Source organism: Gordonia sp. 34D (genome assembly GCF_056682775.1).
The window spans coordinates 963199-975806 of the sequence record NZ_CM155293.1 but is presented as its reverse complement, the minus strand read 5'-3'; the positions used below and the strand labels follow the sequence as shown (position 1 = coordinate 975806).

8 protein-coding genes are annotated in these 12608 nt (G+C 60.9%); 4 read left to right on the top strand and 4 right to left on the bottom strand.

Annotated features, from left to right (window positions below; genetic code table 11):
• Positions 1 to 39: 39 nt before the first annotated feature.
• Genes AC1L34_RS04485 through AC1L34_RS04475 form a run of 3 tightly spaced genes read right to left on the bottom strand, consistent with a single transcriptional unit; the run spans position 40 to position 3576 of the window.
• Complete coding sequence (locus tag AC1L34_RS04485; RefSeq protein WP_480035141.1) at positions 40 to 2079, bottom strand: transposase; 2040 nt, start codon at positions 2077 to 2079, stop codon at positions 40 to 42.
• Between the two features lie 55 nt (positions 2080 to 2134).
• On the bottom strand, positions 2135 to 2920 hold the full coding sequence (locus AC1L34_RS04480; RefSeq protein WP_480035140.1) for a TnsA-like heteromeric transposase endonuclease subunit: 786 nt from the start codon (positions 2918 to 2920) through the stop codon (positions 2135 to 2137).
• Complete coding sequence (locus tag AC1L34_RS04475; protein ID WP_480035139.1) at positions 2920 to 3576, bottom strand: hypothetical protein; 657 nt, start codon at positions 3574 to 3576, stop codon at positions 2920 to 2922. Before AC1L34_RS04475 ends, AC1L34_RS04480 begins: the two co-directional genes overlap by 1 nt.
• 1234 nt (positions 3577 to 4810) lie before the next feature.
• On the opposite strand from AC1L34_RS04475, the gene AC1L34_RS04470 reads away from it, so the two are divergent.
• Positions 4811 to 5500: a hypothetical protein gene (locus AC1L34_RS04470; protein WP_480035138.1), complete on the top strand. Its 690-nt coding sequence runs from the start codon at positions 4811 to 4813 to the stop codon at positions 5498 to 5500.
• Positions 5493 to 6611, top strand: coding sequence for a helix-turn-helix domain-containing protein (locus tag AC1L34_RS04465; protein WP_480035137.1), 1119 nt, complete (start codon positions 5493 to 5495; stop codon positions 6609 to 6611). Before AC1L34_RS04470 ends, AC1L34_RS04465 begins: the two co-directional genes overlap by 8 nt.
• A gap of 754 nt (positions 6612 to 7365) precedes the next feature.
• Here the strand turns inward: AC1L34_RS04465 and AC1L34_RS04460 are convergent.
• Positions 7366 to 10371, bottom strand: a complete 3006-nt coding sequence (locus AC1L34_RS04460) for a DNA methyltransferase (RefSeq protein ID WP_480035136.1) — start codon at positions 10369 to 10371, stop codon at positions 7366 to 7368.
• Positions 10372 to 10888: 517 nt separating this feature from the next.
• Between AC1L34_RS04460 and AC1L34_RS04455 the strand changes: the two genes are divergently transcribed.
• Together AC1L34_RS04455 and AC1L34_RS04450 are read left to right on the top strand one after the other, a co-directional pair.
• On the top strand, positions 10889 to 11995 hold the full coding sequence (locus tag AC1L34_RS04455) for a tyrosine-type recombinase/integrase (RefSeq protein WP_480035307.1): 1107 nt from the start codon (positions 10889 to 10891) through the stop codon (positions 11993 to 11995).
• Positions 11992 to 12324, top strand: a complete 333-nt coding sequence (locus tag AC1L34_RS04450) for a helix-turn-helix domain-containing protein (RefSeq protein ID WP_005203177.1) — start codon at positions 11992 to 11994, stop codon at positions 12322 to 12324. The genes AC1L34_RS04455 and AC1L34_RS04450 overlap by 4 nt, the downstream gene beginning before the upstream one ends.
• Positions 12325 to 12608: the final 284 nt, after the last annotated feature.

The following is a 12608-nucleotide window of genomic DNA, read 5'->3' as shown; positions in this document are numbered from 1 at the left end:
CGCGAGATCCTTCCTCTCGAGTCCGCTTGCTGAGCACAGCTAGCCATGCCAGGGCGTGAAGTTCTGAACGCGTGCCGGATCCGCCAGGACATCTGGTACTTCGCTGTCCACCCCTTCGGTCTGGGCGGTCGCCGCGGCGTCAACATCGTCTCGGTCCTCCGGTGTGGTGTCACCGTCGTCTCGGGGCAGTGGGACGTGGGTTGTGGAGATGCGGCGTGCGCGATCGCGTGCGACAGCCGCCCGCCGAGATCTCCGCTTGGATTCGGCTGCCGACGTCCGGCGCACGTCGTCAGCGGCACGCTCCAACTCCCTCTTGTGTTGGGTCTGCGCGTCTTCGTCTACGTCTACCTGGGGCCACAGCTCGTCCGAGCAGGGGTCGAGGACCTCGGGTGCACGGGTGAGGTATGCGGTGATGAAGTTGTCTGTCGCAGGGTCATGGATCCACACGCAGCTGCGGTTGTGGGGGTTGTATCGGATTTCCCAGCGGTCCTGGTGCGCGGCGACTCCGGACGGACGTAGTCGCAGGTCATCGAGTTCACCGTCGGCCGCGTCGTATCGGAAGTGATCGATCTGAACGCCGTACCAGCAGATCTTCTGCCACTTGACCGGGTATGCGCGATAGAGCATTGCAGCGGTCACCGGGACCGGGTAGCGCGGGGCGTAAGCCATCGACGCCTCCCACATCTGGTTCGGCGACAGCTTCACTGCCGGACGCTCCGGATCGCACAATGCACTGTGCGGACGGAGCCGATACACGGTCAATACCCACTGTTCGAAGAGCTCGCGAACGGTTTCGATTCCGACCGTGACTTGCTTCGCAGTGACCGCTCCGCGGTGCTGCGGGTCGACGCCGAGGTAGGTGCCGAAGTAGCTGACGAACAGGGTGTTAACAGTGCGAAACGAGCGTTCGATGACGCCTTTTTCCCAAGGGGACCATGCGTTGCACCAGACCAGTGTGGTGCCGAGCGCGGCGGCGACTTCATTGAGCGGGTCGCTGTGGAATGCGCTCCCGTTGTCCAGAACGAGGCGTTCGAAGGGGATGCAGGGCCGGGCCAACGCGGCTTCGTATCGCTCGTCGAGGGCGATCATCTCCTTGACCGGGAGGCGTGAGTTCACAAGCTGAAAACGCTCCGGCGTGCCCTCCCGGAGGGGGAGTGGCACCGCCCCTTCGGCCAGCGCGATCGCCAGATCAGTTCCGTTCGGCTCACCGACCGTGATCACCCAGCTCGGAAAGTCCCGCGTGAACTTGTCGATCGCCAGCGTGAGTCGAGGACGAATCGCACGTCCGCGCTCATCCAAGCACCACAGGTCCATCGGGGTGGTGTCAGCGATGCCCTCACCTCCAGGACGAGCCGGATGCGTCGGGTGATAAGCCGTATGGGGCACGCGGGCGAAAGAGCGACGATTCACCGCCGACTTGTCGACGTACAAGTGCCGACCACGACGAGTGATCAACCGACGGATCGTTGATTCCGACGGCATACGAAAGTAGTTGTCGGCACCGGGGTTCTCGAAGTCGAGTTCGGCGTGCTCGTCCATGAACGCCAATCGGATGCGATTGCACAGCGTGCGGCGGGTGACGTCACTGTCGGTTGTGTAATCCGCGAGAACTGCATCGAGGATCCTCAGGAATTCACGGTCCTGGTTGCCGCCCGATTTTCGGAGCTGGCCGGATCGAGGCGCCAGCCCTGCCGGACCACTGTCGTGCAGAATCTTGAGTTTGCGTTCCACGGTCCTGCGGGACACTGAATGCCGATGCCCGTCCGGCCACTGGACGGCACTGAGTTGTTCCGCTTTGTACCCAATTCGTCGGGCTCGCGAGACCCCTATACCGTAGCGGGGGTCCGGACTCGTCTGTCCAGGCCGGACACCCGTGTCGATTTCGATCAAGTGCTCGACCCACATCCGCACCATCGCGCGGTCGTCCTCGGGGACGGTCAGCAACGCCGTCTGCGGGTCAAAGGGATTGAACGTTGAATCGACATCGACGACCGACCCATCAGGAATGACGTCGAGCTGTGAAAAGTACGTGACCTCACCGTTCGCATCATCGCGTCCACACACATAACGACTAGACACGCCGATCACACGGAACTCGGTACCTCCAACGGTCAGTCCGTCGCCGATCCTGTACTCACGCGGCGTCGACATGCCAAGTCCTCGTCGGTGAGGCCCACACGAGCGTGCGCCGCGTGAGATGGGACTGCCAGTTCATCGACAGCAGCCCATGCCAGAGTCCGTAGTGAACAAGCGGGCACGCGGCGAACGGCGCCGCGGGATTCGCGCGGCGGCAGAGGTCGCCGATGCTGATCGGGCCGGCCGCGAGTTCGACCACACGCGCGAGCAGCGCTTCGCGGCCGACGATCACCCAATGATGGCGATCCGGAGCGAGCCACCGCAGATTGCGCTCCACGGCCGGGTCAAGCCCGGAGAAGACCTGATACCCCCATCCGATCGCCGCGCAGGCCGCGCGCGTGAGGTCCGCTTGCAGCCGGAAGTCGTCATCGAACTTCGCGTGCGAATCGACAAGGTCGACCGTGCCGTCAGACCGCCACCTAATCAGGTCGACGACGTGGGACACCGGCGCGCAATCGCGCGGCCAAACAAACTCCAGCCCCTGACATGCGTACGCGACGACCGTCGGGTCACGATCGGCAACCAGCATCGCGAGTTCCTCCAGCCCGCTTTCGCACCACACGTGACAGCCCATCGTCGCGGAGAAGTGATCCCGCCGCAGCGGAGCATCATCGTGCCCCCGACTCTCCCTCCGCATCAACGGATCGCTGGGAAATTGCTTGCGCACGCGCTGGTCGGCACGTGCGTAGTGATCGACACCGCCCTGGTCAGACCACACCACCTGAGTGTGCCGGGTAGCGCGCAGTATCCGGCCGGCCCGCAAACGAACAGTCGATGTCGTCATCACGCACATCCAGGCACGGCAGCCACGTGGCGCGTAACGATCGTGTCGAGCGTGAACAACTGCGTCCAGTCCGCTGTCAGTCGTCCGCGCCACAACAGATCACCAATGATCGGAATCACCCGCGCCGGACACCCGCAGTCCACCGACTGACACAAGTCACCGATTGACACAGGCGACTCGGCCGCGCTCAGCACCCGAGCCACGTCAACAGGTGAAGTATGTACCGCATCCCGAGCACCCTTCACCATGCGGAGGTTACGGCGTTCAACTCCCGATAATTCGGGCAACATCACAACGCGCCATCCGATGATGGCAGCCGCAACGCGTACGAACACGGGCAGATATGCATCCGAGAACTCAACCAGCAGGGGATCACCGGAACTGTCCGTCACGAAGATCGGGACAACGTGCGCCGCCGCATCGCAGCTGATCACAACGGTGCACACAGCAATATCGGTCGGATGCACATCGCGATCACACTGCAGGACACCATCCAGAAGGCGCGTGGAAGGACGGGCCGACGATTGCGCAAACAGTGTCGGGTTCAAGCGTGCCGTCGGCCAAATCTCTGCATCCGCCGGGACGGCGGCGCGGAGGCGGCGCGATGCTCGGCGGCTGTGTTCGCGACCGGCGCTGTCGATCCACGAGATTGACAAGAAATCAGAACAATCTGCCGATCTTGAAGCCGTTAGTGATGGTCGAGGAATCGTCGATGATGTGGCCATGACTGGCCCCTCACTATTCATGCCACGCCGTTCCGACGACAGGTGGCAACCGCACCGCGCCAGGAGTACTGTGACAGGTGGAAGCGAGACACGTCAGATGTCGGTCCGGACGCCTCGCAAGAATCGATGACAATCGTCGCCCCAGCTGCAACTGAGGGCGACGATTTATGTTGTCAGACCATATCGACCTCCTACCATTCGAGTCGAGCAGTTAGCGCGGCCATCTGCCGCGCGGACGAGAGTCCGCTGTTCAGACGTCCGCACACGTAACGCGCGACCTGATTCCGAGGCTAGTCGCGCGACGCATTCGTATCGACACTCTTTGACGTCAAGTTTTTCATCGGAACCTCCGTCAACAGTGCTACGTTGAGAGCACCCACTCGAAGCCACACACCCAAATCGCCAGAAGTCAACGACCCGACACTCGGCCGAGTCCGTCTCTGCAACGTGCCAGTGTCCTGACCAGGCGTAGAGAGCATCCAATGTCTCTCAGTCAGATCGGCAAGCCACGGAGCCTGACTAGCATCAGCGACGCTCATCGCCATTACCCCGCGACCGCCCGGTGCATGAATCCGGACTGTACCGCGACTTGTGTATGGTCACCTAAAACTCGCGGCCCTAGCGACTACTTTTGCAGCAAATCGTGCCGGCAGTACCACTGGCGCTGGCGCCGCCACCTGCTGGCCGAGCAAAATCTGCTCGCCGCCGCACTTGCGGATCCCGATTTACGAGGGCGAAGCCGAGTGCACATACGTCAGCAACTCAGCCACCTCGAATGGGTTCTCGCACGCTTCCCAGCCATCTCGCAGCCCGCATCGACACGATGAAGCCCGAAACTTGACCTAGTGCGGGCGATCAGCGAGACATCGACTGCTGCCGCACAGGCCGCGCTCCACCCGCAGGGCAGAAGGCCTCGGACGTGTCGCGCCGGAGACCCAACAGAAGGCGACCGGTGTGGGTGCAGGGTTCCAGCGTGACGAAGGCGGTGCCGCCGCGAGCCACACACCCGGGCCTCCGGGCCGGGCGCACGTCGAGGTGATGGCGCTGCGCGACACCGGGACAGGTCGGGTTTAGAACTAAAGCGCTAGTGCGTGAATCGTGTTCTATACTGAAGTTGCAGTCCTGGTCGAATCCGCGACCTCGGACGCGGATTCAGGAGGCCTCCGTGGTTCCAGATTCACCCGCCGATGCTCTCGGCCCACTGTCCAAGATTGCCCGCGACATAGTCGTTGACGTAGCCCGGACGCGTCACGGCTACGCGGCTGACGCGCACAAGGCGGCGCACACGCGCAGTACACACGGCTATTCGACACTGTGGCATGACCTTCTCATCGACGTTCAGGAGGCGTTCCGTGAGCAGCAGTGTGAGCTGTACCGGCTGACCCCGGCCGGCCATCGGGTGCCGATCGTGAACGGCTGCATCGTTTACGTATGGCGAATCCCCGCCTCCGGGGATCCTGCGCACTTCGCGAAGAGCCCGACGAAGATGAGCTGCTTCAATGCCCAAGCTCCGGACCCAGGTCTGTTCGAGGCTGCCTTCATGAGCGCCCAAGATCATGATGATTCCGAAAGCGACATCGATCTCGCTGAGGTAATGACCTCGATCGACGGCAACATGCCAGTTGTGCTCGTAATGCTCGACTCTTCGCCAGATCAACTGAAGGCTATTGACTGGGCCATCGCCGAGCTCGATCCGGGCAGCGGTGAGGTCAGGCTCCGCGGACACGAGACCATCTGGCAGCCTGAGCCGGTGGTTGAGTCTGGTGCGACTGGCTTTGAACCGTTCGACAGCGGTACCCCACTCCCGCCGGCAATCGAGCCGCGTAAGCAGGAGGAGACGGACCCGGATGCGTGACGACGGTCCGGGGCTATTCGAGATCGGGGGATCGGGTCAGAAGTATGGACGTTTTGAGCCGGCGCGGCTGACTCAAGCGCGGGTCCGGTGCACGGTGACCAAGTCAGATCTAGCCGCCGAAGTCGGTGTGTCCGCTGCGGCGATCGGCCAGTACGAGGCTGGCGTGAACTCACCTAGGCCAGACGTGCTCGAGCGGTTGGCGAAGGCGCTCGGCGTCCGTCCGGACTACTTCTGCGTCGGCAGACCGTTAGCGCGCATCGACATGGTGAATGCGCACTTCCGCAGCCTGCGGTCGGCTAGGGTGAGCGACCGACAGAAGGCCTTGGCCACGGCGGCGATGGTGTGGGAGCTGACCTTCGCACTCGAGCGTTACGTGCGGCTCCCAGAGGTCGACTTGCCGCAGGTGCCTGCGGGTACCACACCCGCCGAAGCTGCGGCGCTCCTGCGTGAGCACTGGGACCTGCCTAACGGCCCAGTCAAACATTTGGTTGCACTGGCGGAGTCGCGAGGCATCGTCGTCGCCGTACGTCCGATCGCGGAGATCGAAGCGGTCGACGCATTCTCTGTGATCATCGTCGACCGGCCTATCGTCATCACGACTCCGAGGCGCACTGAGAACGTGTTCGTGCACCGGTTCTCGATCGCGCACGAGATCGGGCACCTGCTTCTGCACGCTAGCTCAAGCGAGCAGGGCACCGCGATCGAGAAGGAGGCTGACGAGTTCGCTGCGGCGTTCCTCACGCCCGCATCCTCGATGGACGCGGTTCTTCCACACCGGCTAGATCTCACAGCTCTCGACCGGTTGGGCAGAACCTGGGGCGTCTCGCCGACCTCATTGGTTCGCAGAATGGTCGAACGCCGCCGCACCACGGACTCCTCGGCACGTCGGGCCTACCAGCGTCTGGCGATGACCTACGACGATAAGGCCGACCCGACAACGGCCTACCCGGGCGAGGTGCCTTCGCTGTTGAAGAGGGCCGCAGAGCTTGCCGAGGACCATGGCGCACCAGTGCCCGTGCTCGCCGATGCGTTAAAGGTCAACCCAGCTCAGGTTCGAGACTTGCTAGGTGACGCCGACGAGCGTCCGGTGCTGCGCCTGGTCGGCGATTGAGCCCACCCAACGTTCACGCTTTCCGGACGCGACCACCTTCATACGCCGCGACCAGCTAACGACAGTCCCCGGTGAGCAACTTCGACCTCAGCGACCCGATGTCCACCTGGACGGTGTGCATGGTGACGGCGAGTCGGGCGGTGGTCTCGTCGTTCGACGGCCGAGCGGCAGTCAGTGCAAGGAACTCGCACTCCTGTGAGGTGAGGTCGCCGAGACAAGAGGTGGCTCCTCGCCGGTGCCGTCGTCGTCACGCAGTGTTCGCTTGGTGCTTAAACGCCTGGTCGCGAACACTGGCTCCCTCGTGGACTCGCAGGATCGCCTCGACGAGCCAGTCGAGAACCGACTCCCTGAGAAGGAATGCGCTGCCTCATGCGCGCAGCGCGCCGCAGACATACTCGCCAGCTCTCGGCCTCTCGAGATTTGTTTGTACCCGAGGTCGGTGGAGCTCTGGTGCAAAGTGGCACTCTCAAGCTTTTAGGCCCCGTAGGGCGCAATGTAAGGCCCCAGCCCAAGACCACCGGACCGCAAACAGTAGGGCCAACTGCCCAGCACGTGAAGGTAGGGGAGAGGCCACCGTCGTACTTCTATAGCGGTGCGTCGTTGTACGACGACAGGAAGGGCCACGTCACGTAGTGCATCAAGCGGTAGCTCCGGAAGCCCGCGTCGGACTGGGGCCGGCCGATAACACCGGCGCCGCGACCAGCCCCCGCGACGTCGTCACTCTGGGGGGGTAACACTGCAGCACCCAACTGAACTAACCTGCTGTGAGTCGATATGTGGAGTAGTTGACGTCAGGCCATCCCTGAGGACCGGGTTTGCGGGCGACTTCAACGTCCGCCGCCGCGGCTAGATTCAACGCCAGGAGCTGCGCGAGCAAGTCCTCATCGGGATTAAAGGCGTAAGCGTCCACGACCGCAGTATCCAGAGCGTTATGAAGGTCGCGAAGCGGGGACTTGCCCGGCTCGCGGAGCGCATCATACTGCTCTCCGAGCGTCACCCCCTGCTCACGGTACTTTTGTCGAAGGTCAAGAACTTCTGCGCTTAGCTGTGCAATCCGGGCTACCTGAACTTGACTTGGATTTGAAGGCCACGGAAAGGTGTTCCACACCGTCGTCGGGGTGTAGCGGGGGTCAACTTTGAGTTTGGAACATCGTTCATCGAGCCACGCCCGGTGGAGCGAAGAGGACAAGATGCCGAACGAATAGTCATCATCAAGCGCGAAACACTGCAAAGAATCGTCGGGACGTATCTCAGAATCGACGAATTCGTAGATCGACATCCGATCGTGAGATGCGACCCGACTTAGCGCGATGTATCGATTGATGCCAGAAAGAGCCTTGAGCATCTCTTCGCGCCGATACGAATGTCTCCACCACCCAGCAAGAAAGTTTGCGTAATGCTTCTTCGGTTTAGCCTTGGGGTTCGCAGCGAGCGCTTTTGCATTGTTTTCTGCTTCCCTGTCCGCCGCAGCCTTGCGAATTGGCAGAACACGCTCAGATAGAATCGACATCACCTCGGGATAGTCAATATTTGCCTTAATCAGGTCGCGCTCGCCCACGTCGATTACGTAGCACGGCACGGTATTCAAATGGATCAGAGGATCACCGCTCACCATCGGGCGCACAACCTCTGCGAGCTTTGGGTTCTTAGCAATCAGGCCCTTCGCCACGGCAGTTGACAACCGAAATCCGCCAACGTTTCCCGTCGTCTGTCCCTGGAAACAAACTTTCGGCTTCTTGTTCTGCGGCAGGTCTACCGCCTTTGTTACATCAGTCAATGGCCGCAGTGTCGTCGGAATGTGCGGCACCGGCAGCTTGAGTTCACTTTCGTCCAGCCACAGCACTTTCTCAGAAGGGGCATTCTTAGCACCCTTAATCCAGTTGACGATCGAAACATGGACCACAGCATCGCCTGACCATGGTTTGACGGACACGGCGTCAAAGATCACGCCATCGTGATCGACTATGTACTCCAGAGAAGCTTTACGCGAATCGTTATCCCGAATCGCTTGAGTTGCCACGAATCCAGCACGACCACCGTCAGGTAGATGCTGATGTGCAAGCGGGAACCAGTAGGTCACGAAGTCGGACACCCCGGCGACTTGTGGGTACTTTTCTGCGAGCAGCGAACAATAGGCCGAGCCGAGTTCCTTGACCATTTTCCGCCGCCCATTGTAAGGCGGGTTGCCGATTATTACATCCGCTTTCGGCCACGGACTGAACAGCGCGTCGGCGCATCGAATCGATGCGTCGAGGTTGTCGAGGGGGAGTGCGTTCGCCTCTTCGTCCAGTTCATCCGCGGCCAACTTCTTGGCCATCATCATCGTCACCTTTGCAACCTCGACTGCAAAACGATTGTTGTCAATTCCGAGGAAGTGGTCCGGAGTGACGTAGGAGATGGACACCTGGTCTTTATGTACCCTCTGCCGTTGACGAATACGCTCTTTGACTTCCGTCTCAAGGCGCCGCATTTCACGGTAAGCAACATATAGGAAGTTACCCGATCCACATGCCGGGTCAAGAACCCGAAAGTTTCCCATATCAAATCGAACTTGCTCTAGCGCAGCAATTGTCTTCGCCTCTTGTATCCGCACTCTCCACGGATCGACGATGCAGGGAAGAACCACCCGAGCGATGTCCGCTTGCGATGTAAAATGAGCACCATAAGCATGCCGCTCACCCTTTTCCATCGACGTCTCAAACAGAGTGCCGAAAATTTCAGGACGTACGCCCGACCAGTCCGTCGCGGCAGCAACCCGCATCGCCTCAAGTTCGTCGATCGTCATCTCGACTGGCACAATGTCGGCGAATAGACCACCGTTGAAGTACGGCGTCCCGGCGAAATGCCCACCACTGGTCGTACCCGGGGTGTTCATTTCCCGAAACAGTGATCCGAGCCAGTCGTACGCGTCCGCCCCGTCCTTAGATTCTTCCATCGTCCGGCTAAAGAACTTCGACGGCAGCAGTCCAACGTCCTCCGCAAACATTGCGACGACACACTGGAGGACGAAACGCTGCGCATCAATCCTGTTAACACCTCGTTCATGCATAGTGCGGAACACACTTGACACCTGGGCAGCGGCCTCACGGGTCACCTTCACAAGATCATTACCGAAGATTGGTACTTCGGGTTCAGGCAACAGGAAGGCCAGGACCTCGCGGCGTTGCGGTAGATCCGCTAACGCCAGCTTGTCCATGGGCTCATCGAGCTGGACATCGAAGTCATAGACCCAGAACTCGTCGAAGTTGCAGAGCACAACCCAACGAGGCCTATCCGGGACGGCTTGCATCCAATACTTAAATGCCTGCGAATAGTGCTTCGAGAGGTCGGTGCCCTGCTTCTTCATCTCGAAGATGCAGTGCGGCTTCCACATTAGGTCTGCGAAGCACACATGGCCCCAGTCCATCTGATGAATGCGCGCCTCTGGAACCGCACCTGCTTCACGAATACCAGCGTGCCCGAACGCTTTGAAAAGCCGGTCGAGGAAAATTGTTGCCTCGCCCTTCTCATCACCCTGGAGGTGTAGTTTGCGATACTCAACGAACTCGGTGAGCGACTCTGCGATGTGTTCCGGCTCCACAAGAACATCGTACGAGGTCCGAAGGTTGGCGTGAGCCAGACCCACGCATCCTTGATTGACCTTCACCTTGTCAGTCGGACGCAGGGTCGGCCAACGTAGCTCGTGTGGCGCCTCAGACGCATCGAGCACCAGCAAAAGGCATGAACCGCCATCGAGATCGATCCTCGTGTCCCGATCCATCCGAACACTTCGTCACAGTGACGTAAACCATGTCTTATGCTGTGGGGCCGGAAGGCTGCGGAACCGCAATTGCCGAAGGGTGCACGTGGCCGCCAGTCAGTTCACACCGCCGGGCGTGCCATGTTTCAAGTGTCGCCAACATGGTAAAAACTGGCGCGCCCCGCGATGACAACTCGCCAGTCTCGATGACGGTTCACACACACGAATAGCCCCAGGTCGCCAGATTACCCAAATCGAGCCGATAAGATACATTATGTCAACTAGAACCCTGCGTATTGCAACAGATGAATCACTGCGGCTCCCCCATGCCCGGGCGCTTCGTTCATTCTATGGCGTCGGGACCAGCGGATACGTACCGGTTAGGCCAGCCGCCTTCCGGCGAGACCCCATGAGTCGCGTGGGCAGTTGCCCGGTCTTGATCGATTTCGTTGTCATTTTGACCTGCGGGTATTGACCTGCCGTCTCATTGGATGCATCATTGAATCATCAGATGAAACCGTTTCTGGTGGAGGTTCCGATGCGAATCGATGAGGTTGGCCGAGTACATCTGGTTGAATCTGTGCCGCTTCTGCGGCCGGAGGAGCGTGTCGTCGAGCTGATGCTCGACGGGTGGCGGAACCAGCAGCTGTCCAGGAACTTGCAGTTCTCGACAATCGATCGGCGAGTGCGCTGCGTGCAGAGGTTCATCGAGCATTCGAACGAGGAGCCGTGGAACTGGACACCGGCGATGGTTGAGGAGTTTTCCGCCGATCTTCGGTCGGTTCGTCATGTGATGCACTCGACGTTGCGCGGCTACCACGGCACACTGCGGGCATTCTGTTCCTACATCAGCAACCCTGACTACGGGTGGGACCGCGTCTGTGAGCAGCTGTTCGACGCGTACCCGGCCCAGGTTTTTTCCGCCTGGAACACCGCGAGCCACGTCCAGGAGTACGACGGGCGGGCGAGCAAGCGCCCGTACACCAAGGACGAGCTTCAAGCCTTGTTCGAGTACGCCGACGATGAGGTAGCTCGGATCGGTACGACCAGCAGGAAGGGCTGGCAGGCGGCCTACCGGGACGCCGCGATGATGAAGGTCGCCTACGCCTACGGCTTGCGGTTTAACGAGCTCACGCACCTGCAATTGGTGGACTTCGCCCGCAATCCCCACGCTCGCGAGTTCGGGAAGTTCGGCGTGTGCAAGGTCCGGTACGGGAAGGCGTTCCGCGGGTCACCTCCGAAACCCCGTTCGGTGTTGACGGTGTGGCGGTGGACGCCTCCGATCATCGAGGACTGGATCGCCAACGGCCGAGGTGATCCCGACAGTCTTGATCTGTTCTCCAGCGAACGAGGTGGGCTGGTGGTGGGGTCGACTCTTCTTCGTCGTGTACGCCGCTACTGTGTTGATCTGGGTATCCCCGACGGCGTCGATCTGCATTCGTTTCGGCGGTCGTACGCCACGCATTTACTCGAGGATGGCTGGGATCCCAGGTTCGTGCAGGACCAGATGGGGCACGAACACGCCTCGACGACGGGAATCTATCAGTTCACATCTGACGAATTTCGTCGGTCGACATTGAGATCGGTGTTGGACCGGACCGTGAAAGAAGCGTTGGACAGCACGACGAAGGGAACTGCCGAATGAAACGCAAGGTCGATTACACGTGGCGGCTGGCGGAGTTGATGGCTGCGCGCGGAATGAACACGACCACGGACTTGATCCCCTTGCTCGCAGAACGGGACATCTCGTTGTCCCGTCCCCAGGTGTATCGGCTGGTCAACCAGCGACCTGAGCGGGTGTCGCTGCAGTTGATGTCGGCGTTGTGTGACATCTTCGGGTGCGGCCCCGACGCGCTTCTCACAGTCACCGCCGTCAATGCTCGCGAGCACCACCGAGCAGCCAATGCCGGCCCGAACGTCATGCGGCTGGACCGCGCTGTGCGTCCGCGGCGCGCGAACATCCTCGACGAGTAGCACCACGCAATGAGGTGAAGACAGGATGGAACCTGACGGCCTAGTCCCCTATCGGCCAGTACGCGGCCGACCGCGACAGGCGAGTGGAGCGTGGGTCTGCGACCGGTGCGGCAGATCGACCACCCGGACGCAGGCACACTGGCCCGAAGGCCGAATCTGCTTCACCTGCTGGTTCACCGCGATCCACACTCACGGAACATGCCCGGTATGCGGCGTCGAACGACTTCTACCTGGACCACCCCTGCCCGACGGCACCCCGGTGTGCGGGCCGTGCGCAGGTATCG